This is a genomic window from Paenibacillus selenitireducens (assembly GCF_002021565.1).
Taxonomy (GTDB): domain Bacteria; phylum Bacillota; class Bacilli; order Paenibacillales; family Paenibacillaceae; genus Paenibacillus_K; species Paenibacillus_K selenitireducens.
Genome location: NZ_MSZX01000006.1, coordinates 44163 through 66843, shown reverse-complemented (window position 1 = coordinate 66843; position 22681 = coordinate 44163). Strand labels below are relative to the sequence as shown.

Annotated in this window: 18 protein-coding genes and 1 pseudogene; 13 read left to right on the top strand and 6 right to left on the bottom strand. The window is 44.7% G+C overall.

Annotated features, from left to right (window positions below; all coding sequences use genetic code 11):
* Window positions 1-210 precede the first annotated feature (210 nt).
* Window positions 211-1062 (bottom strand): protein phosphatase 2C domain-containing protein, encoded by an 852-nt coding sequence (locus BVG16_RS15965; RefSeq protein WP_078499680.1) that lies wholly within the window; start codon window positions 1060-1062, stop codon window positions 211-213.
* A gap of 199 nt (window positions 1063-1261) precedes the next feature.
* Here BVG16_RS15965 and BVG16_RS15960 point away from each other — a divergent pair, with 199 nt between their 5' ends.
* Complete coding sequence (locus BVG16_RS15960; protein WP_078499679.1) at window positions 1262-1720, top strand: DUF3939 domain-containing protein; 459 nt, start codon at window positions 1262-1264, stop codon at window positions 1718-1720.
* Between the two features lie 151 nt (window positions 1721-1871).
* Window positions 1872-2303 (top strand): Rrf2 family transcriptional regulator, encoded by a 432-nt coding sequence (locus tag BVG16_RS15955; RefSeq protein WP_078499678.1) that lies wholly within the window; start codon window positions 1872-1874, stop codon window positions 2301-2303.
* Here BVG16_RS15955 and BVG16_RS15950 read toward each other — a convergent pair.
* Window positions 2300-3094: a helix-turn-helix domain-containing protein gene (locus BVG16_RS15950; protein ID WP_078499677.1), complete on the bottom strand. Its 795-nt coding sequence runs from the start codon at window positions 3092-3094 to the stop codon at window positions 2300-2302. The two genes, BVG16_RS15955 and BVG16_RS15950, sit on opposite strands and share 4 nt — an antisense overlap.
* A gap of 146 nt (window positions 3095-3240) precedes the next feature.
* Between BVG16_RS15950 and BVG16_RS15945 the strand changes: the two genes are divergently transcribed.
* From BVG16_RS15945 to ptsG, 3 genes are all read left to right on the top strand, one after another.
* On the top strand, window positions 3241-4050 hold the full coding sequence (locus BVG16_RS15945) for a phytanoyl-CoA dioxygenase family protein (RefSeq protein WP_078499676.1): 810 nt from the start codon (window positions 3241-3243) through the stop codon (window positions 4048-4050).
* A gap of 235 nt (window positions 4051-4285) precedes the next feature.
* A complete protein-coding gene (locus tag BVG16_RS15940) occupies window positions 4286-5887 on the top strand; it encodes an ATP-binding protein (protein WP_078499675.1) in 1602 nt (533 codons plus the stop codon).
* Window positions 5888-6058: 171 nt separating this feature from the next.
* Window positions 6059-7621, top strand: coding sequence for a glucose-specific PTS transporter subunit IIBC (gene ptsG / locus BVG16_RS15935; RefSeq protein WP_078499674.1), 1563 nt, complete (start codon window positions 6059-6061; stop codon window positions 7619-7621).
* Between the two features lie 511 nt (window positions 7622-8132).
* Here the strand turns inward: ptsG and BVG16_RS15930 are convergent.
* From BVG16_RS15930 to BVG16_RS15920, 3 genes and pseudogenes are all read right to left on the bottom strand, one after another.
* Window positions 8133-9731: an ATP-binding protein gene (locus BVG16_RS15930; RefSeq protein ID WP_233147057.1), complete on the bottom strand. Its 1599-nt coding sequence runs from the start codon at window positions 9729-9731 to the stop codon at window positions 8133-8135.
* 166 nt (window positions 9732-9897) lie between these two features.
* Window positions 9898-10536: pseudogene (locus BVG16_RS15925) on the bottom strand (SpoVR family protein); the annotation flags it as partial.
* Between the two features lie 49 nt (window positions 10537-10585).
* The gene (locus BVG16_RS15920) at window positions 10586-12043 is read right to left on the bottom strand and encodes a recombinase family protein (RefSeq protein WP_078499673.1); all 1458 of its coding nucleotides are present in this window, start codon (window positions 12041-12043) and stop codon (window positions 10586-10588) included.
* Window positions 12044-12166: 123 nt separating this feature from the next.
* Between BVG16_RS15920 and BVG16_RS15915 the strand changes: the two genes are divergently transcribed.
* From BVG16_RS15915 to BVG16_RS33860, 8 genes are all read left to right on the top strand, one after another.
* Window positions 12167-12400, top strand: a complete 234-nt coding sequence (locus BVG16_RS15915; protein WP_078499672.1) for a hypothetical protein — start codon at window positions 12167-12169, stop codon at window positions 12398-12400.
* A gap of 218 nt (window positions 12401-12618) precedes the next feature.
* A complete protein-coding gene (locus tag BVG16_RS15910) occupies window positions 12619-14280 on the top strand; it encodes an extracellular solute-binding protein (protein ID WP_078499671.1) in 1662 nt (553 codons plus the stop codon).
* A gap of 93 nt (window positions 14281-14373) precedes the next feature.
* Window positions 14374-15279, top strand: a complete 906-nt coding sequence (locus BVG16_RS15905; protein WP_198957486.1) for an ABC transporter permease — start codon at window positions 14374-14376, stop codon at window positions 15277-15279.
* A 34-nt stretch (window positions 15280-15313) separates the two neighbouring features.
* The gene (locus BVG16_RS15900; RefSeq protein ID WP_078499670.1) at window positions 15314-16198 is read left to right on the top strand and encodes a carbohydrate ABC transporter permease; all 885 of its coding nucleotides are present in this window, start codon (window positions 15314-15316) and stop codon (window positions 16196-16198) included.
* 40 nt (window positions 16199-16238) lie between these two features.
* Entirely contained in the window at window positions 16239-17972 is a 1734-nt protein-coding gene (locus BVG16_RS15895; RefSeq protein WP_078499669.1) for a sensor histidine kinase, read from the top strand.
* A gap of 13 nt (window positions 17973-17985) precedes the next feature.
* Window positions 17986-19671, top strand: coding sequence for a response regulator (locus tag BVG16_RS15890; RefSeq protein ID WP_078499668.1), 1686 nt, complete (start codon window positions 17986-17988; stop codon window positions 19669-19671).
* Window positions 19672-19761: 90 nt separating this feature from the next.
* Complete coding sequence (locus BVG16_RS15885) at window positions 19762-21036, top strand: Gfo/Idh/MocA family protein (RefSeq protein ID WP_078499667.1); 1275 nt, start codon at window positions 19762-19764, stop codon at window positions 21034-21036.
* Between the two features lie 730 nt (window positions 21037-21766).
* The gene (locus BVG16_RS33860) at window positions 21767-22084 is read left to right on the top strand and encodes a Uma2 family endonuclease (RefSeq protein ID WP_332888791.1); all 318 of its coding nucleotides are present in this window, start codon (window positions 21767-21769) and stop codon (window positions 22082-22084) included.
* A 281-nt stretch (window positions 22085-22365) separates the two neighbouring features.
* On the opposite strand, the gene BVG16_RS15875 is transcribed toward BVG16_RS33860, so the two are convergent.
* Window positions 22366-22623, bottom strand: a complete 258-nt coding sequence (locus BVG16_RS15875) for a hypothetical protein (protein ID WP_078499666.1) — start codon at window positions 22621-22623, stop codon at window positions 22366-22368.
* Window positions 22624-22681: the final 58 nt, after the last annotated feature.

Genomic DNA, 22681 nt, shown 5'->3' with positions numbered 1-22681 from the left:
CTTCTCCTCTCTGATATCCTGGACTTCATCCATTAGGAAAGATCGAACACGTAATTGCCACCACAAATTAACAGACTTTGCGGGGGGTGTCAAGCCGTGAAGTGTATTTCTCCGGGATTCTAAATAGGCTGCATCGCCAAATATATTAGTTCCGAATAACGTGAATATTAACGAATAAGACGCCAAGTGGATGGCGTCTTATTGTTTCGTCTAGAAGGTGATGAGGATGCCCGTCTTGTCATCCGAAACTTTGAATCGCGGCGATTCAAGACACGCCTTATCCTCTGCTTCCCACGTACAGAGTTGTTCGACATACTTGGATAACCCGAAATCCACGATATCTTCAATGAAATCATGTCTGAAGGCATTCGGATTCCCTTTGGAAGCTGGGTAAGCTGGAAGCCAAGGATAAATCCCGTCTGTGATCAAGAGCAGATGACGAAGTTCATTACGCGCAATCCGACCTGATTCGATGTACTGGGCGAACTCGGGCTGACCATTCATGACGCTGTAGCCGCTGGGTTGATTGGCAAGCTGCCGATTTCGCTGCAGCGTTCTCGTAACCTCGTCGGGTTTCTTCCCATGGATGAGCTTGGCATTATATTTCTGATACCAGAGATGAAGAGCGCGTTCATCATGGATATCTACACTATCATAGGTTAACGTGCGAACGAGACCGTGATCATAAATGGCATAAATCATACAATCCCCACTCTGCACCCAATCAATATAATGCGGCTGAATTTGAACGACGGCATGAACGGCACTCCACAATGCGCTTACATCATGAATATCGACTTTTGCTTCTAACATGGTGTGTCGAAGCTGATCGTTCGCAGCAATGCTGATACGGCTTAGGGTCGGGAGAAGCTCATTTGTCGCATTGAAATGCTCGGACACGATTCGCGCTGCAATTTGTCCCGAGCTGGTATTTTCTTGATGGAAGGCTTGAAGGCCGGAAACACCGTCAACGACCCCATAAATATGGTGCGTCGGATTAAGGATCAGCGCATCTTCGTTAAATAACCCCTGTCCTTGCTGGTAAATGTGTTGGATATGCATACAATCCCTCGCTTATGAATGAATATCATGAAACAAAATAGCTGAAAAATTGGAAATGATTACGATACTATGACAATTCTAGCATTTCCCTGATGTTCCGTGGTGGAATTGTGGTATACTTAATGTAAGAAGTTGATGATGACTCGTCATATTCTTAGCCGTTTGAAAGCGGATACCGACACACCGAGGAGGGATCTTTATGTGGTTGACCAAATTTTTCCACAAGAAAAATAGACCGAATCAAGAGCCGGCACGGATCCAAACGACGTTAAAAGACATTGAAAGAGCAGTTCATGAATTTGAATTGAACCTGCCTAAGCAGGTAAAGAGAACCGTCCTTGTAGACAAGAATAATCGGATTGATGCGACGAAATTAGCTCCATACTTGGGTGGAATTCCAACCGAGGAATACTATATGAGCACGCAGACATACGAAATCTTTCAAGAGCAAGATCGTCTCATTCCGCATTACTTGGACATCGTACAGGCTGCTGTGGATGACTATGTAGATGATAACAATAAGTTGCCGTTAATGCCAGGTTGTGTTGAAGGTCGCGTGCATTATGACCTGCTCATGCAGCAATATTACCTAAAAGAAAAGCCGCCTTTCCCGTTATTTATTACGGATGATGAGTACATGTTGACTCACCATATCTAACATTCGCAGCCGTTCCTATTCGCATCCTCCCGGATTGTTCCCGGGAGGATGTTTTTGCCATCGCACGGCATAAGCGCAATTGACAAGGGTTTTCTATGTAACTATAATTGTTACAGCATATAGTAAGAGGTAAAAAGGAGGTTGTCTCTCGATGATAAGCAGTCGTTTTGCGGTAGCCGTGCATATCTTATCTTTGCTAGACATTAATAAAGAAGGTCGGAATACGTCTGAATATATCGCAGGCAGCGTAAATACCAATCCTGTGGTGATTCGACGGACGATGAGCTTGTTGAATAAGGCAGGATTAATTCATTCCAGTCCGGGTGTTGCCGGTGCAACGTTAGCACGTCCGACGAACGAAATTACGTTGCTTGATGTATACCGTGCCGTGCAAGCGGGGGTTCAAGATGAATTGTTCTCCATTCATGATAATCCGAATCCACAATGTGTCGTGGGGAAAAATATTCAGAGTACACTAGAGCAAAACTTCGCCAAAGCGCAAAATGCGATGGAACAAGAGCTTGCAGGCATTACCTTAAAGCAAGTGACTTCAGATCTGTTACACGAAGAGACATCAAGTTAACGGTTCCGATATGCGGTCGGTGTGGTGAAATAGTATTTACGAAATTGGTTCATAAAATGATTATAGTTATGAAATCCGACATCTTGGCTAACTTCAAATGCGCTTCGATCCGTATGAGCTAATAATAACGCGGCTTGTCGAATTCGCATTTGATTCAAGGCCTCTATGATCGAGTGCCCCGTTTGTTCTTTGAAGAGATGGGACAGCCTGGATGGCGATAGTCCAATCGTTCTTGCGATCCCCTCTATCTTCCATGGTTCTCGGATGCTCTGTGAGAGCAGCAATAGGACCTCTTCTACCCGAGCATCTAATTTTTGCTGATGACGCTGTGCAAGTAATATTAGCACTTCCTGCAAAGCGTTATAGCAGAGCTCACTCCAGTAAGTACCCCTTTCCGTCGAATCCACAATTATTTTTCGAAATGCCCGATAAATCCGCCGTTGAACGGATGTATTCTCGATGGTCTTCACATAGATTTCTTGGGTTGGAAGCCACATATGCTGAACCTGTTGGGGGGAGAAATGCGCCCATACAAAATGCCAATGCTGTCCTTTTCTCGTGCCGTATTGATGCGGAACTTCCGGCTTCAACAGCATAAGGTCGCCTGCCCTACATACGGCTTCCATCTCGGGTGTATTTGCATACCCTTCTCCATCTAAGGTATACGTAATAAGCCAATCCTTCATTCCTTCAAGACGTTTGGACAGATACGTATCTGATTCGTGGTAGTGACCGGCGATAAGATGATGCCCATGTACATCCTTGAATTTGTCTGAAGCATCCGATTGCATGACGAGATTACCTTCTTTCAAGTCTGATATACAGAATAGCAGGATTGTGTGAAAGATTAGCATGATCGATGATTTAGAATGCGCTGTCATGTGAATATACTAAATTTGAAGAAACAATTCTAGTATATTGGAACGGAGGCGTTCGAATGACATTTCAGCTTCAGTTATTGACGCAAGAGCAGAAGGAGCGGTTCGAACAAGAAGGTTATCTCATTGTAAAAGGGCTCTTCTCCCCAGCGGATGTAGATGTGATTGTACAGACTTTTGAAGACATAAGTCAACAGTGGATCCCGGGGCACTTTGAACCGAATCTTTCGGCTGACGTCACGGATCCATTATCGCGTTATCCGCGTGTCATGCAGCCTCATCGTTTTAATGAAACGGCGATGCAGTATTTATTGCACCCGCCAGTCCTTCGGGTATTAGCCGATTTATATGAAGAGGATGCTCTTGCGGCACAGACGATGTTCTACTATAAACCGCCGGGCTCGCGAGGGCAGGCATTGCATCAAGATAATTTCTATTTAAAAGTCGAGCCAGGGAACTGTATTGCCGCCTGGACGGCCATCGATCCTGCGGATGAGGAGAATGGGGGGATGCTCGTCGTTCCGAAGACGAATCATTATGACATTGTATGCCCGGAACATGCGGATCAGCAAGAATCTTTTACTTCACATTATGTGAAGCCGCCGAAGGAACAGAAGGCCGTGCCCGTGCGAATGGATCGAGGCGATGTGCTTTTTTTTAACGGGAATTTGATTCATGGTTCATATCGTAATAAGACGAAGGATCGATTCCGTCGGGCTTTCATATGCCACTATGCCAATGCCTCGGCTACGCAAATTGGTAGCTGGTATCGCCCTTTATATCGTGCAGATGGTTCTGTTGCAGACCTTGAGGCCAATCCGGATGGCGGCCCTTGCGGGATTGAATTTGAAGCGAGTTATCCGCATTGATGCACAAATCCAACCGATTATCGACCAATGGTCTCCGTCCGTATCTTTTATAAATCTTGTGAGATTGACGGGGTTCGACATGATTCCAGCAGGCAAAAGAAGTCAGGGATCTTTCTCTGACTTCTTGATTTTTAAGGGGCGGAACTGAAAATTTTGGAAGTTTTATTTAGATAACTGTGTTATTCTTTGTAAAGTACCCTACTTTTGGTGTGATGTTTATGAAAGGATTTGACTCATGGAAGCTCCTTATATTATCGAATCAAAAACCAGATGCCTCGCACGCGGGCTGACCTCCAACAGCATTCCCTACTCGAAAAATCGATTATGTGAGGCTGAACTTAGGCAAATCCGAAGTAAATATTGCGAAGTCATATCGGTCATGGACTATTTCGGGGATAAGACGAGCCGTCAGTTGGAGGGCATCCCTATTCTGATTGCATTAACGGATCATGAAGGATATATCATCGGTTTTTTTGGAAATGAGAAAATCAAAGATCTAATGCGTGTTGTTGGCATGCAAGAGGGATCTCAAATGAATGAAGAGGATATGGGGACCAATGCCGTAAGTTTAGCGATGCAGGAGCAACAGCCCATTGTATTGTTAGGCGAGGACCATTTTCATGAATATATGTATAGCACAGCTTGTTATAGCGTTCCCTTTCATTTCGAGCAGGTGGATCAGCTGGCGGGAACGTTATCGATGATGACATTTGTAGAGCATCACAGTTCTTTTGCGCTGCCGTTATTGTCTAATATGGTAGATTCGATGGAACGAGAAATCGTGCTGCGCAGGAACAGCCACAAGAAGGATCTAGTACAGCATTTGCTGATTAATAGCGTGAATAACGGTATTCTAATCACGGATCAGGCGGGCATTGTGATTGAATGCAATCAATTGATCGAGAAGATCACGAATACAGGACGATCTGAGATGATTGGCCAATCGGTCATGGAGATCGAGACGTTTGCAAGTTATTTGCGGGACGTGATCCAGCTCGGAGTCCGATTGGAAAATCAGGAATGTGTCTTTTCGCTGTCAGCAAATAGTCGAATGTCATGTCTTCTGGATGCGATGCCAATCTTGAATGATAAGCAGGAAATGGTGGGGGCTTACCTCCAACTGCGGGATATCACCGAACGTAATGACCTTGAGAATCAAATGTTAACGTATGAGAAATTCTCAGCCATCGGGAAGCTTGCCGCGGGGATCGCCCATGAAATTCGTAATCCGCTGACCTCTATTATGGGATTTATTAAATTGCTGCGGGGCAGGTCACTAAGCCAAGAAAATCATATTCGCTATCTTGAAATTGTCTACGCAGAGCTTATAGACTTGAGCAAATTAGTATCTGATTTCGTACTTATGGCGAAGCCTAGTTATCCCGAGAAGCGGGAGCATAGCTTGCAAGATATCGTCATTGATACGGTGCAATTTATGACGAGTCAAGCCAATTTCAATAATGTGATTATAACGACAGATTTGTGTGAGCCTGATCTTAGCCTTTATATTGATTCAATTCAGATTAAGCAGGTGCTGATCAATCTGATCCAGAATGCCTTTGAGGCGATGCCGCGGGGCGGTCAAGTGGATATCCGGTTATCGATCCATAAAGAGCTGAACATGGCGATGATTACGATTCGGGATTATGGCGTGGGGATCAGCGAAGAACAAATGAATCATGTCTTCAACCCGTTCTTCACGACCAAAGAGAATGGTCTGGGGTTAGGACTCTCGATATGCTACCGCATTATTGAGAATCATGGCGGCAGTATTCAGATCAAGACGCCGGTTGGACGCGGGACGCAATTTACGATTTCACTTCCTATAAGCAAATAACAATTTCATCCCATTAAATAGCTCGTAGAATCCCATGATGGATTTTGCGGGCTATTTATTTTTTTTCGGATGACGCAGTGAACATGTGATAATTTTTCAAATTCTGGAGATTATAAAGTTAAAATTTCTAGAAATGGCACAAGCTGTATCATATAAAGCGAGGTTACTGGGATGTTCAAAAATATATTCGGAGTACTTCAAAAAGTAGGTAAAGCACTGATGCTTCCGGTAGCGATCTTGCCGGCTGCGGGGATCCTGCTTGCCTTGGGAAATGTACTGCATAATCCGACATTGTTGGAATGGATACCTGCTCTTGATAATGAAACTGTTCGAGGAATATCAGCCGTTATGGAACAGGCGGGCGGCATTATATTCGATAATTTATCATTGTTGTTCGCGGTGGGCGTAGCCATTGGCCTTGCCGGCGGTGATGGTGTTGCCGGATTGGCGGCGATTATTGGATATCTCGTGATGAATGTGACGATGAAGCTCATCGTTGGGATCACACCTGAAATGGTCGCTTCGAATTTGTCGTATGCCAATGTGTTGGGGATTAGTACGCTGCAGACAGGTGTATTCGGGGGGATCATCGTTGGTATTTTGGCGGCCATGCTATATAAGAGGTTCTTTACGATTGAACTTCCTTCCTATTTAGGATTTTTTGCAGGTAAACGATTCGTCCCGATTATTACAGCAGCTTTATCTCTGTTGCTCGGCATCATCATGGTATTTATTTGGCCCCCAATTCAGAGCGGCTTGAATGCATTCTCCCACAGCATGATCGATAAGAATCAGACTTTGGCGGCTTTGATATTCGGGGTTATTGAACGATCTCTTATTCCTTTTGGCTTGCATCATATTTTCTATTCGCCGTTTTGGTTCGAGTTCGGTCAATATGTGAACAAAGCTGGGGAGCTTGTCCGCGGGGATCAGAAAATCTTCTTCGCTCAATTAAAGGATGGTGTGGAGCTAACAGCAGGTACGTTCATGGTCGGGAAATTCCCGTTCATGATGTTCGGATTACCGGCAGCGGCGTTAGCAATGTATCATGAAGCAAGACCTGAGCATAAGAAGATGGTTGCCGGCATGATGGGCTCCGCGGCATTGACGTCGTTCCTGACAGGGATTACGGAACCATTGGAATTCTCGTTCTTGTTCGTTGCACCTCTTCTATTCGCGGTGCATGCGGTATTTGCAGGATTGTCGTTCATGACGATGCAATTGTTGAATGTGAAAATAGGGATGACCTTCTCGGGCGGCGTCATCGATTTCTTGCTGTTTGGTGTGCTGCCGAATCGTACGCACTGGTGGTTGGTTATCGTCGTTGGTCTAATCCTGGCGGTTATTTATTATTTTGGCTTCCGGTTTGCGATTCGTACTTTTAACCTGAAGACGCCGGGCAGAGAAGTTGTCCAAGAGAAGACGGTTGTTGGAGCACAGGGGGCAGATGAACTTCCTCGCAATATTCTGAATGCACTCGGCGGTCAAGAGAACATCGCATCGCTCGATGCATGTATTACGCGGTTGCGCGTTGCGGTGAAGAATTCAGGCGAGGTGGATAAAAATCGGTTGAAGCAGCTGGGGGCTTCCGGCGTACTAGAGGTCGGGAACAATATTCAAGCGATTTTTGGTCCGAAATCGGATATCCTTAAGACGAAAATTAGTGAGATCATTACACGAGACAGTATGGAGCTGGACACATCGAAGAATGATACGAAGGATGCAGAGAAGTGAATTGCACAATATAGACGCTTGAATATATGCAAATCCGTTGAAATTATTGGATAATCCAATATAGCGTAGCCACCAACACGAATTCGCGTACCTATCCTGGATTTATCCAACATAGGTTCACTACCAGTACTAAAACGCGCACCTATACTGGACGTTTCCAATATAGAGGGGGAAAATCAGCATTTTAGAGGCATTTTCAGCACATTCTATTGGATTTATCCAGTATAGAGTGCGAAATCGTACTGAAGACGGCGAAGTTAGTGGATTTATCCATTATAGTACCACCACAAACACGTTTTCCCCACCTATACTGGAGTTTAAACAACATCGCAAACTTCATTCATCTTCATCATTGTTTTAGATCGTTTTAAATTGGCTTTTCTTCTACGAAACGAGATCACCCCAAAAAATAAAGTGCCGAAAAGTCCTCTGGACTTTATCGACACTCTGACCGATTATTTTATCGGCCTTGCTTTTTTTTATGGCTTTAGCCTGTTGAGCACTGTGCTGACTATTCATCTTCAAGTTTGGGCATATGTGGGATAATCGGGAGTCGAAGGCGAAAGATAGATCCTTTGTCAATTTCGCTGGTGACATCTAAGGTACCCCCATGATCTTGGGCGATTTTCTGACAGATCGATAACCCTAATCCCGTTCCATTATCTTTGGTGGTGTAGAAAGGATTAAAGATTTTGACAAGATGCTGTTCCGGGATTCCGCTGCCCGTATCTTCAATTTCGATGTTCGCGGCGAAATCATTGACTTGAATGCGTATGTATACATCGCCGGATTCTTGCATGGCTTCGAATGCGTTCCGGACGAGATTGAGTAAGACTTGTACGATTTTGTCGCGATCCATATTGATATGTTCGCACGAGTTCGATGGTTCATAGTGGATGCGGTGTCCCCGAAAGGCCGCTTCGGATTCAATCAAAAATAACAGACGATCGATTAGATGCCCGATCGGCTCTGGCTTCATATTGCTGATGTGCGGTTTGGAAAATTGCAGAAATTCAGCCGTAAGCTCATTCATACGCGTAATCTCACTCATGATGGTATCGAACCAAGGTCGTACGTTGTAATCATGATGAACAGCGATTTGCATAAATCCCTTAATGGTTGTCAGCGGATTTCGAATTTCATGGGCCATGCCTGCGGCAAGTTCCCCTACAGCTTTGAGCTTCTCCGAGCGAAACATATTCTCCTCGCGTTTGAACCAGAGCTTGCGGCGGTTCTGGAATAATTTTTCCTCTGCGAACGTGATAAGTTCTTGGGACGTCACCGCTTCGGAAGGAAAGCGTGTTGTACAATAGGTGACTTGAAATCCGAGTGCATTGGAGTCGAGCATTTCACCCAGCTGCAGCAACACGTTATCTTGCGGCGGGAGGATGAGTGCAAATCTGTCACCGGCGTATCTGGATATCGCTTTGGCATTCGGGAAGAACACATGAAGAAGCTGCGCAATTTTTGCCAGTATTTCATTGCCGTTCTCCATACTTTCATGGTTAATCGACTTGAAATCCTGTAAATCCAGCAAGACGAGGATGAAGGGTTCTTCTTTTTGGACAAAGTCTTGGATCGACTTCATATAACCCTCGTAATTTAATAAACCGGTTACAGAATCATGCGTACTGAGAAAATTGTATTTTTTGCTCAAGCGTTTCTTCTCCATTTCTAAATTCATGACATATCGGAACAAGAGAACAATGACGATCGATGTCATGAGATCGAAAAGTGAGACGAGCAGATTATACGTACTCAAGCTCTGGTAGGATAACCGGATAGCCGTATATTGAAGTACGTAATAGATCGCAATGAATGCGCCATGTGCATATTTCGGTTTTTTCTCAATCGCACTAATGACAAGAATACAATAAAGCAGTTGGCACCAATTGAGGTGACTGTACCAATGAAACAATCCGAGCAGCAGAATCTGTGTGTACTGGAGACGGGGCCACTTTTTATCGAATACGATGCTGAGCATAAACAGGCAACCCGATATCAGGAGTGCTGCAAGATTTGGAGCCTTGTCTAATACAATGGACGACATGATGATTAGCACACAGATGGAGGGAACTATAAATAGTTTGATGATATTGATAATAATCAACTTCACACACTCCAAACTCGACAATCGCTCGAATTTATTCGTTATCATTATAAACGAGAATTGCAAATTTGAGTGTCGAAAGGTGTCGGTTGGAAGGCATAAAAAAACGATCTTCCCCCCTGGGAGGGAAAGACCGTATTCTCTAAGCGCAGCGGGGCTAGTTTACCTATAGGAACTTACGGTTTTGTTTTCTGCCGTCATAGGTAAATAGTACTTTTTTATCTTCGACAAAGGTTTCAAGGTGGATAGGTTTGCCCCAAAGCTGGAAGACAAAGGGGAGTGTCCGCTCCAAATATTTAAGATCCAATTCGATCCCCTCATATTGATGTTTTAAGTATAGCTCTCCCGTACGTAAGAAATCGCCGTCTTGCACGACGAGGAACGGGAATCCGCCATTGACGCGCGAGTAGACTAACTGGTCGCGAATATTCTCAAACGCTTTGTCGGTAATCTTCCACTCGTTGCCTTTCTTCTCGAACACATAGAGATCCAAATCAACGGCAAGATCTTTGGTTAAGTAGTTCCGGATGAAGGAGGTATCGGAATCAAATTCCCGTACCTCAAAGATCTTGGTGCGCCCCTGCCCTGGCGTACGATGCAATCGGTCGCGTTCTTCGGTAGAAGGACGGTCCCAACGCCGTTCAATGTCCTCGAAGATCTTAAGTCCAAGATAGTAAGGATTTAAGCTGTTTTTGGACGGCTGTACAACCGATGAATTCAGCTTGGCGAATTCAACCGTCTCCTCACTTGTTAAATCGAGCTCACGTATGATGCGTTGATGCCAATAGGAAGCCCAGCCTTCGTTCTGTTAAGGTGCTTACGAAACAGAGGGAAATCCTGATCCGTCTTGATTGCTAGATCACATCTAACTCGATGTCCAGTTCCTTCTCCCCGTGTACGGTCACTTTGAGAATCAACGTCCCAAGCAGGGATTTGGCCTCTTCAACGGGAAGAATCTCGATGGCCTCGATTAATGTACTGATTTTATTTCCTATTATTTCGCTAAGCTGCTCGATAGGTAATTTTTCGATCATGTTGCTCTGGCTTTGATTTTCTAACAAGATTCGGTCCCTGCGCTGTTTTTCCTCTTCGAGATCGGATAAATCAATCAGTCCGGATGTATAGGCTTCCACTTTACGTTTGTAACGATTTTTGGCAGCTTGTATTCGTTGATGGATTTGATCAGCGGGACTGTTCTCTTTCTCGGCGAATTGGGGGATGAGTTCAAGCGAGAGAGATTGCGATAACATGGATAGGCCGCTCAAAAACGATGACTCCACTTCATTCGCCCGGTATTGTTTGCTTGTACACGTTCCATTATTTTTGTTCGCGGAACAACGGTACACACGATACCGCCGATTGGGGGAACCCGACCAACCAATACTCATCCCAGCACCACAATGGCCGCATTTCAGCAGCCCGCCAAGTAAATGAGGACTGGTTTTGGCACGAGGAGCTATGTTTTGTTTGGTCATTTTGGCTTGAACGCGATCCCACATGACCGTCTCGATAATGACAGGCAGACAGTCGTCGATGACAATCCACTCGGCATCGTCTTTTAACTTGCGTTTTTTCTTGCTAGAATCTGTGCGGTTCCAGACGAATGTCCCTTTATAAACGGGATTGGACAGCATCAACTTGATGGAGCGAATGGACCACTCTTTGTTCTGTTTGGAGGGAAGCCCTTCTTCATTCAATCGCTTCGCAATCGCCAAGAACCCCAAACCTTGATTCAGATACAAATCGTATACCCGTCGGACAATGCTCGCTTCAGATTCATAGATGACAAGCTCTTTTTGTTCGAGATGATACCCGTACGGACTCTGCGTTAGCCATTTCCCTTGGTTAGCCGCATGGAACATATTATCAAGGACCCGTTCACGAATGCGTTCGCGTTCAAATTCAGCTACGGCACCTAATACTTGCAGGGTTAATCGGCCGGATGGTGTGTTCGTGTCGAAGGATTCGCTAATCGAAATAAAAGAGACCTGATGTTCCTGAAACATATCAATGAGCGTAAGTAAATCCAAGAGTCGACGGCTCATGCGATCCAGCTTGGTGACCATGACTTTGGAGATTTGTTCCTTGCGGATGTACTCCATCAAGCGATTAAGCTGAGGTCGATCTGTGCTCTTGGCTGAAAATCCATCATCGATGAAAAGAAGGACCTCTTCTGCCCACCCCATCGCTCGACAATAGGCTTTAAGCCGCTCCTGCTGTTCATCCAAGGATACGCCTTCCCGGGCTTGTTCGTCGGTGGATACACGGCAGTATATCGCTACATATCGGGTTGGGTTGTTATTACCCTGCATAAGATCACCCCCGTTGAGATGGACTGATTTCTCATGTATATGCGCTCGATGTGAAGTTTAAGAATTTGTAGGTTTGTCCTTGCCATTCCTGTACATATGGTGTATTAAGGAGGAGGGGAAATAATGGATGCGAAAATTCGTTTTATTGTGGGGACTTCTTCTCATCAGGTGATATTTACCCAAATGGAGCAAATCGACCAACCCATGATCACGGCGAAGATCATCGAACGTTACTCCGTATTGGAACAGAAAATAAAAGAAAAAGCAGCGTACCACCTCTTGTCGAATATCGTGGGAGCCGAGCATGCGGGCTTCTACACCGTATCTTTCTACGAAGCGAAGCGGGAGTCAACCTGACAAGGTCTGACTCTCTTTTATTTGATCACAGGGCCTGTGTATGTGCCCCATTCGTGTTCGATTTACGGACAAGCTCACCTTGAGTCAAGAGGTGTATACGAAAGTAAAGACTAGTATATAGATGGGGATCTTTCCCTTTCCTATACTAGAACTAGGAAGAGAAGCTGCTGCAAGTAAGCAGCTGCACTAACTATTTTGAGACAATGTGGAGGGGTAGTATGAAGAAAAAAAGTAGAATACTTTTAATCGTCGCATTGATCCTATGCTTGACCATCACTGCATGTGGCAAAGCAACGAAAGAAGTGGAGAAACAGCCGGAGGTGAAGCAGCCGGACACTACTGTAGAACAAAAAGATGAAGTCGTGGAAGTTTCGACCGTTTCGGCAAGTGATCAGTATCTCAAATTTGATTCTGGCGAGAGTTTTGACAAGAACGCGGTCTATGATGCGTATGAGAAAGACGTTGGCGTAAAGATCACGAACAAATGGATAGCTGCCGATGACAATCAATTCAAGGAAAAATTGAAGATGTCCATCGCCTCCAATGATATTCCAGACTTCATGCGGGTCAATGCTACACAGCTGAAAGAGCTGACAGAAGCGGATATGATTATGGATCTGACGGAAGTGTATGACAAGAATGCAACAGACGAAACGAAGAAGTTCCTGATGATGGATGGCGGTATGCAAATGAAGACGGCCACTTTCGACAATAAGTTAATGGGGATTCCGAGTTCGTATAACCCGTACCAATACCAGTATATCTTTCTTCGTACGGACTGGTTGAAGAAATTGAACCTGCCGGAACCGAAGACGATGCAAGATCTATTGACGATCGCCGAGGCGTTCAAAACGAAAGACCCTGGCGGCACCGGGAAACCGTATGGAATTGCAGTAAGCAAAGATCCATTTAACGGGAACACAGGTGTTACAGGACTAAGAGCATTCCTGAATAGTTACCATGCCTATGAAAATATGTGGATTGAAGATGGAAACGGCGGTTTGGTCAATAGTGACATCCAGCCGCAAGTGAAGGACGCGCTTAAGGCATTACAGGATATGTTCAAAAAAGGATTAATTGATCCTGAGTTCGCTGTTAAAGATACGGAGAAAGAAGCAGAGCTCCTCTACAACAACAACATCGGTATCGTATACGGTCAGTCTTGGGTACCGGCTCAGCTCGTTAAAGGTGCTGTGAAGGACGGTAAGGTCGTACAAGAGTGGGGCGTATTCCCGATTCCATCGGTGGATAGCAGTCCTGCACAATCGCAAATCGGATTGGGTGTTGACGAATATTATGTCATCTCCAAGCAAGCAAAACATCCAGAAGGCGTTATCAGGCTGTTAAATCAATACATCGTTACGCAAGCACATCCAACAGAAGAGCAAAAAGTATATGAATACGGTAAGGATAAAGTTGAAAAAGGCGCAAACTACTGGTTGCTTAATCCGCTTCGCGTTGGTAGACAAATAGACAATAACGGCGAAATTCTGCCAAAAGCTATTGAAACCAAAGACGCAAGCATTCTAGAAACAAAGGACCAAAAAACACGGTATGAGCGTGCTATGAAATATGTTGATGGCAGCGATATCAACATGTGGTGGGAATACCTAATTTCGGGACCAAAAGGTGCGGTTTCGAATGTGCCTGCAATTCAACAAAATAAACAGTACCTACAAAACAAATTCTACGGCGCACCGACACCAACGATGGCGGATAGACAGGAAATTCTCATCAAGAAGCGTGATGAAGTCTATTTCAAAATTATGATGAATCAAGTATCTGTAGATGAATTCGATAAATTCGTAGCTGAATGGAAAAAACTTGGCGGCGATGAAATGACAAAAGAAGTCAACGAATGGTACGCAGCTAACAAATAACGAAAAGCAGGTGGATCGAGGGGTTGGACAAAAACAATCCCTCTTTTCTTTAATCTGGTTCCTATTTAATAGTCATACAGCGAGGTGAATGGCATGAATGGTTTAACACGCATGTGGAAGAGAGAGTGGCCGCTTCACTTGATGTTGGTTCCTGGGATCGCATTGGTCCTCATCTTCAGTTACATCCCGATGGCCGGCATTATGATGGCCTTTCAGAAATACGTTCCGAATAAAGGTTTGTTCGGCTCACCCTTTATTGGTCTCAAGAACTTTAAATTATTGATCGAGTACCCGGATATCGGCCGTATATTCTTCAATACGGTATACATTGCCTTGATGAAAATTGTAGCAGGTTTGTTCGTTCCAATCACTATTGCAATATTGCTGAATGAATTGCGGAAAGAATGGGTCAAACGGACCTTCCAGACGCTCGTTTACTTGCCTCATTTTCTTTCATGGGTCCTGTTAAGCGGTATTTTAATCGACGTGCTGTCTCCATCTTCCGGTATTCTCAATCAAGTGCTTGGCCTGTTCGGCATCGATCCAGTTTTTTTCCTAGGAGACAATAAATGGTTCCCTTATGTCATGGTCATATCGGATGTATGGAAAGAGTTCGGATTCGGTACCATTGTCTATCTGGCTGCACTCACGGGTATCAACCCGTCACTGTATGAAGCAGCGGAAATCGACGGTGCAGGACGCTTTAAGCAGACGTTACATGTGACACTGCCTGGGATGCTCCCTATTATCATTTTGATGTTTACGCTCAATATCGGGAATGTGCTGAATGCCGGATTTGAGCAAATCTTCAACCTGTACAGTCCTCCGGTCTATGAAAGTGCGGATATTATCGACACGTTCGTATACCGTATGGGAATTCAGCAAGCACAGTTCGGTTTCGCTACGGCCGTAGGGCTGCTGAAATCCGTCGTCTCTTTTATATTCGTATCTATGTCCTATTTCATTGCCTATCGTGTAGCGAATTACCGCATTTTCTAGTGTAATCGGCGGTAATTCAGAAGGGAGACACATCGTGCATACTAACAGATCATTCGCTAGAAGATTGTTTTTAGTCATCAACTTCATCGTTCTGGCATCTATATCCTTTTTATGCCTTATGCCTATTATTCATATATTAGCAATTTCGTTCAGTTCCGGGGCGGCAGCCTCTGCCGGAAAAGTCACCCTGTGGCCTGTTGAATTCACAACAGCTGCTTATGATAACGTATTTGGAAAACCTGAATATTTGCGCGCATTCTGGGTATCGATTCAGCGTGTTTTTCTTGGAACGGCGGTCAGCATGCTGCTGACAATTATCACGGCCTATCCATTATCCAAAGATTCTCGGCAATTTCGGCTGCGGACCTTCTATGCATGGTTTTTCGTGTTCACGATTTTATTCAGCGGCGGTCTTATTCCCACGTATTTAACCGTTAAGAATCTTGGAATGCTCGATACGATATGGGCTTTGGTACTGCCGGGAGCCGTTGCGGTGTTCAATGTTATTTTGCTGCTGAATTTCTACCGCAATCTGCCCAAAGAACTTGAGGAATCTTCGCGCATCGATGGGGCAAGTCATTTTACAACCTTATGGAAAATATATGTGCCGCTATCGTTGCCGGCACTGGCAACGACAGGTCTTTTCACCATGGTGGGACATTGGAATAGCTGGTTTGATGGTATGATTTATATGAATCATCCCGAGAATTATCCACTGCAAACCTTTTTGCAGACAGTCATTATCAAAATGGATTTTCGTTTTATTAAACCAGAGAATGCCGAATTGATGGTTAAGTTATCCGATCGTACGAGTCGCGCAGCTCAAATTTTCGTAGCGGCATTTCCGATTCTGATCGTCTATCCGTTCTTGCAGCGGTTTTTCATTAAAGGAATTGTGATGGGTAGTGTCAAAGAATAATATCAGAGCACTCTACTAAAACACAGCAGGAGAACAAATGATGAAAAGCCAATTTTTCCTAAAAGACTCCTCCATATTCAAGAAAATAATGGCTGCCTTTCTGGCAGCCTTGTTGCCGCTCATGGCGATCACGTGGATGATTAATGAAAAAGGTTCAGAGAATATTCGAAGCGAAATCTCGGAGTCTGTCCTGAATACGACGCGCTTCTATCTGGATTCGCTCGACAAGGAGGCAGACCGGATTAGCCGTTATTTGCCGAACTATGTGATGGACAGAGACTTGATGGAGATTGCAACCACGGGCAATGACATAAGTTATTACGAACGTGCACGAAAAATACTGGATATCCAGAGACGGCTTGAACTGATGAAGAATTCAAGTCCATTTATTAAGGAAACAAGGGCCTATATCCCTGTAATCGAACGAACGATTCTTAGCAATAAATTCGAAACCTTCCTGAATGAGCAGGAATATGCATCCATGCAACAATATGCGAAGCTGTACGAAGAACCATTCATTTACTGGAATGATCGATTATTTATTTCCATGCAATACCCCATAAATACGGTTAAAAATCCGATATATATTGTAGCGGTTGAATTATCTACGAATAAAATCAAAGAAACATTATCTCAAATCGGGAGCTCGCGAGGCGGTCAAAGCGTGTTGCTCAATTTGGAACGCGGTTGGGACATTGAGAGTGATATGGACCCTGCATTGTTAGAACAGATGAAATCCTTCGCTTCAGATAAACGGGAATTGCAAAAGGACGAAGGTTACGAGACGCTTCTGTATGATGGTAAGCGGTTTCTTACGGTATATAAATACTCTAAACTTTGGAATTCCTATTCCATTACGTGCATTCCTGAAGAGAAAATCTTAGGTTCCCTCCATATGTATCGAACGTTGTTCTGGTGGGCATGTGCACTCGCTGTAGGCATTGTTGTTTTCTTTTCCTATTTTCTAATACGATTCATCTATCGACCGTTAATGAAGCTTGTACATTCCTTCCGGCGCGTACAGCAGAATAGGTTGGAACCCATCGTGATCGATCGCGGAGCCGATGAGTTCGGATATTTGTACCAAGCATTTAACGATACGATCCGATCCTTGAAAACACTAATCGAGGAAAATTACGAGCAGCAAATCAGGAACCAGCGTTCCGAACTGAAACGATTGCAATCGCAAATTAATCCTCATTTTTTATATAATTGTTTTTTTGTGCTATGCCGCTTGATTAAATCTGAGAATCAGAAGGAAAAAGCTTATCAATTCTGCCTATACATCGGGCAATATTTTCAGTTCATTACCCGCAATGACGAGGATGATATTCCGCTGGAGCTAGAGGTTAACCATTCTCGTACGTATGTAGACATGCAATCCATATGCTATGGAGACCGCATTCAAGTCCAGTTCGAAGGGGATGTTCCCGATATCCATGTACCAAGGCTGATTCTACAGCCAATCATCGAAAATGCTTATAAGCATGCCTTGGGCAATATGATTCAACAGGGCGAGCTATGGGTTCATAGTGAACGTGTGGACCATGTGTTTACCATCTATGTCGAAGATAATGGCAGAAGCATCACCGATGAGGAAATCGAACAACTTCAGAAACGGCTGCGTCAATCTTCCAATCGCATGGAGGAGACAACGGGGATTATGAATGTGCATCGCAGAATACAACTACGTTACGGAGAGGAATATGGCATTACGGTGTCACGTTCTGCTCTGGGCGGACTTCAAGTAAAAATCAATCTGAGCGCGAACTAGAGGAGGAATCAGCATGTACCGACTGCTTATCGTCGATGACCTTCCCATCATTGTCGATGGTCTTCTGGAGTTATTCGAGCAGACCCATCATTTGCAACTCGAGGTTATGAAGGCTTATTCAGGTGAAGAAGCTCTGGAGGTACTATCACAACATCGCATTGATATCGTGATTTCCGACATTAAGATGCCTGGACTGGAAGGGATTGAGCTGCTGCAGGAGATTAAGTCCCAGTGGCCCGCCTGCAAAGTTATTTTCTTAACAGGCTACAACGATTTCCAATATGCAAGGAGTGCGATTACTTTCGGTGGCTTCGATTACATTCTGAAAGTCGAAAGCGATGAGAAAATTATTCAGTCCGTAGAACGGGCTATCGAGAAAATAGAGGAAGAAAATAATCAAGAACAGATGATCGCAAGGGCGCAATCCAAAATGAGACTGGCATTGCCCTCGCTGCAAAAAGAGTATATGTGGGGACTTTTTCAAGGGAAGCAGGTAACAGATAGCCAGTTAGCGCAGGCATTCAAAGAAATCGATATCGAGCTCGATGCGACAAGGCCTGTATATTTGCTTATTGGCAGGGTAGACGCTTGGAGAGAGATGTTCACGACGCCGGATAAAGCGTTGTTGACCTATGCACTGCAGAACATTTGCGATGAATATTTGTCTTCCCATGTGAGATGTTATTCTGTCGTCTTCGAGTTATCCAAAATCGTCTGGATGATTCAACCGAAGGTCTCGGATTCACTGTCTGCCGATGCCATCGATGACCAGGATTGGGTTCGAGCGCATCGATATACGAGCGGCATTCTGGAGACCGTACAGGAAACTTGCAAGCGGTTGCTGGGTTTATCGGTTTCTTTCCTTCTAGGAAACGAGGCAACGACATGGGATAACGTATCGGATCGGTTCCACTCGATCAAATATGGTCTCATGCAAGGACACGGATTATTTAATGAAGTTATATTGACCGATAAAGACATTCAAAAGAATGAGGACGGCAATAAATATGGAAGTTATCACGATGGCTTCTACCATGCCCGCGTTCAATTGCTGATGTCTTGCTTAGAGAATAATCATCGGGAGCAATTCAATAAGCTGTACGTCGAGCTGACGTCCATTTGGAATGATCCGGGGATAACGTATGAGCGAAAGACGGAATTGTATCATTCGCTATCGGCTGTATTTCTTTTCTATATTCACAAGAACCGGGAAATTCGGGATTACATAAATACGCAGATGGAATTGGATAAGTTATACCGTCACGGGGATTCCGCTTCATGGACGGAGTTGATCCAATACTTCTGGCAGATGGCGGATTGCTTTTTCGAATGGAATGCGATGCGGGGTACGCAATTGCCGACAGAGGTTGTGAATAAGGTGCACCGCTATATCGAAGAGCATATTGCTACCGATATTTCCTTAAATGCATTAGCGGATTACGTCAGCTTGAATCCTTCGTATTTGTCCCGACTTTATAAGCAAATAACCGGGATTGGGTTATCGAAATACGTGAACGACTATCGAAACCTGACCGCGAAAGACATGCTGTTGAACACGTCGATGAAAGTGAATGAAATCGCGGCTGCCCTGGGGTATAATTCGGCGCTCGCGTTTATACGCTTCTTCAAGAAGCAGAACGAAACGACACCGCAAGATTATCGCATGACTCGGTCTCAGACACCGAATCAAGGTCAATAAATGTATATGAAATGTCAGCAACGATCTCTTTTGCCTCTTCTTCTGCCGCCTTACAATTGAAGTACAAGGTGCACAAGAGGAGGAGAAGTCTTGAAAACATTAACAGCCGTATTACTTGGCGCTGGCAGTCGAGGAAGATTTATTTATGGGCCTTACGCAGAGAAGTTTCCGAATGAATTAAAGATTGTTGCGGTAGCGGAGCCGGACGATGAACGTAGAACTCGGTTTGCCGAGATCCATCAGATCGCGCCAGAGCATGTCTACGATACTTGGGAGAAAGCCTTCGATCAAGGACGTATTGCCGATGTAATGATCATCTGTACACTCGATCGGATGCATTATATACCAGCGATGAAAGCGATGGAGTTAGGGTATCATGTGATGCTGGAGAAGCCGATGTCTCCATCGATGGAAGAATGTATCGAATTAGAGCAAGCTTCGCTTCGCCATAAACGTCTGCTTGTCGTAACCCACGTCCTTCGATATTCCCCGTTCTGGTCTGGGATCAAAAAATGTATCGAAGACGGCGAGCTTGGAACCCTAGGTACGATTCAATTAACCGAAAACGTGGGTTACCTGCACATGACGCACAGTTATGTCCGTGGGAATTGGCGCAATTCGGAGGAGACGAGTCCGATGATTCTGGCTAAATCATGCCATGATCTAGATCTTATCTCATGGCTTATGAATCAGCCATGTACAAGCGTTAGCTCGTTCGGTTCTTTGCTGCATTTCAGAGCGGAGAACGCTCCGGAAGGCTCTACGGATCGTTGCATCGACGGTTGCGAGGTTGAAAGGGAATGCGCCTTCTCCGCGATGAAGATGTATATGCAGCCGCCGGAACATCCTTGGGCTCGCTATATGACGAATGATTTGTCGCAAGAGGGGATCTTGAAGGCGCTTAAGGAAGGACCGTGGGGACGCTGTGTGTATCGCTGCGATAACAATGTCGTGGATCACCAGGTGGTCAACATGGAATTCGAAAACGGAGCGAATGCATCGTTCATTATGTCGGGGCTGACGCAGAGCGGTACGCGTCGGGTTCAAATCATGGGAACGCAAGGCGAGATCATCGGGGATATGGACAAGGGATCCTTTACACTATACCGGTATGTCACGGGCGAGAAGGTTGAGATTGGCTGCAATGTGGCAGGCGATGGCCACGGAGGCGGCGATGAGCGCATGGTAAGCTCATTCCTGCGGAATGTGCGTCAGTTCGATGTGAATCCATCGGCAGGCTTAACTTCGGCGACGGCATCCCTGCAGAGCCATTTGATCGCGTTCGCGTCGGAACAATCGAGATTGAACGCAGGTCAGGCCGTTAAGCTTTCGGACTTACAGAAGAAAGAAGAAATGTCTGTTTAAGTTCAAGATACTAGGAAACCTCTTTCTGAAATGATGGGATACATCATGGATGAGAGAGGTTTTTTTGACATTCAAGAATGTATAACTTTTCGAGAGATTGCCGAAATCAAATTAGGGTGCAGGGAACGGAGCGCGAAATGAACGGACACAGGAGACCTTAATTATGCCAAAAGCACTCAAAATGCAGGGTGAACGGACACAGCAGCTCTTATCATGCTAAACATAAGCTATATACTCATGATTCGAATGGAATAAGAGCATCTAGGTCCGCAACAACGGCTAATCTATGAGCATAGCAAACAATAAGGTCTCTCATGTCCGTAATGCACAAAGAGCTTATTTAGTTTGTTAAAATTTCGTATCTACGACTGCTGAAACTGAAACACCATCATAAGTAACGTACCAATATTAGCAACAGTCCGCTAGATCATAGTACAATTAGTAAAGTTTTAACTGTCATAATCAGAAGGAGGTCGAACATCGTGTCAAATCCGGATGAGAAGAAAATCCATACGTATCATGATTGGCTAACCTGGAATGGATCTTGAGAGTTAATTAACGGAAAAGCCTATACTATGTCGCCGACGCCGACTTCATTACATCAATTTATTGTAGGAGAGCTTCACTTCTCGCTGCGGACATTCTTTCAGAATCGGAGTTGCTTTGTGTTCGTTGCCCCATTTGATGTTTTTTTAGCGAAAGCGGGGAGTATGAATCGCCCGACCATGTCATACAGCCGGATCTTTCGGTTGTTTGTTCGAAAGATCAAATATCCAAGAATGGCTGTCATGGTGCACCAACTGTAATTATTGAAGTGCTGTCACCATTTACCGCCTTGAAGGACTTTAATGAGAAATTCAACTTATATCAGAAGAATGGCGTGCAGGAATATTGGATTGTCGATCCCGGGAATCGAACGGTCCATGTGTATTCGGTGCAGGATTGTGCTTATCAGGTGAGAAACCTGTATATGGAACACGAAACGGTTCAATCTAATGTCTTTAAAGATCTGCAAGTGCCTATGAACAGGCTATTTAGCCTAGAATAAATAGAACAAAAATAACCGGCGAGATGTGTTCTCGATCGGTATACCGGATCTCTGACCTGATAAGGAAGGAGTAGGTGGCAGGTAACTCGATGTAGAACAGAAGAGGGAATGGGTATGGGGGTGGAAAAGCGAAAGCGTCCGCCTTTGAAATTGTGTTATTACCGCTTAAATAAATTCAAACAACACGATTTCAACAGCGGTTGGAACCCCATACCCATCCCTCCCCGAGCGGGAAACGTATGGGTTTGCACATAGAGGTTTGCAGCAGCCCGTCAACGAGATCAATTTTCATATTGTACGACTCCCCGTAAGCCTCGAAGGGCACGAATCTCGATCTTCAGTTCTTTATTCGAGGTATGGGAAACAATGACTCCGTCTTTCGAACGAAGTAATTCTTGGGTTGCCTCCTTGGGATCATGGATCGCTTTAATTAAGGCGACTTCATCCACATATTTGGTATTCCCATCGATATGGGATGCGAGAATTTGCAGCTTAACGTATTGATCAGGGTAAATCTTGCGAACTTCTTCCCATTGCATAGTTGACACCTCCACTTTGGTATTGGTAATTCCATTGTATCAAATAACTAGCAAGAAT

Coding starts and splice junctions, on each gene's coding strand:
- BVG16_RS15965 (WP_078499680.1), bottom strand. CDS start 1,062: ATGCATATCCAACACATTTACCAGCAAGGACAGGGGTTATTTAACGAA.
- BVG16_RS15960 (WP_078499679.1), top strand. CDS start 1,262: ATGTGGTTGACCAAATTTTTCCACAAGAAAAATAGACCGAATCAAGAG.
- BVG16_RS15955 (WP_078499678.1), top strand. CDS start 1,872: ATGATAAGCAGTCGTTTTGCGGTAGCCGTGCATATCTTATCTTTGCTA.
- BVG16_RS15950 (WP_078499677.1), bottom strand. CDS start 3,094: ATGCAATCGGATGCTTCAGACAAATTCAAGGATGTACATGGGCATCAT.
- BVG16_RS15945 (WP_078499676.1), top strand. CDS start 3,241: ATGACATTTCAGCTTCAGTTATTGACGCAAGAGCAGAAGGAGCGGTTC.
- BVG16_RS15940 (WP_078499675.1), top strand. CDS start 4,286: ATGGAAGCTCCTTATATTATCGAATCAAAAACCAGATGCCTCGCACGC.
- ptsG (WP_078499674.1), top strand. CDS start 6,059: ATGTTCAAAAATATATTCGGAGTACTTCAAAAAGTAGGTAAAGCACTG.
- BVG16_RS15920 (WP_078499673.1), bottom strand. CDS start 12,043: ATGCAGGGTAATAACAACCCAACCCGATATGTAGCGATATACTGCCGT.
- BVG16_RS15915 (WP_078499672.1), top strand. CDS start 12,167: ATGGATGCGAAAATTCGTTTTATTGTGGGGACTTCTTCTCATCAGGTG.
- BVG16_RS15910 (WP_078499671.1), top strand. CDS start 12,619: ATGAAGAAAAAAAGTAGAATACTTTTAATCGTCGCATTGATCCTATGC.
- BVG16_RS15905 (WP_198957486.1), top strand. CDS start 14,374: ATGAATGGTTTAACACGCATGTGGAAGAGAGAGTGGCCGCTTCACTTG.
- BVG16_RS15895 (WP_078499669.1), top strand. CDS start 16,239: ATGAAAAGCCAATTTTTCCTAAAAGACTCCTCCATATTCAAGAAAATA.
- BVG16_RS15890 (WP_078499668.1), top strand. CDS start 17,986: ATGTACCGACTGCTTATCGTCGATGACCTTCCCATCATTGTCGATGGT.
- BVG16_RS15875 (WP_078499666.1), bottom strand. CDS start 22,623: ATGCAATGGGAAGAAGTTCGCAAGATTTACCCTGATCAATACGTTAAG.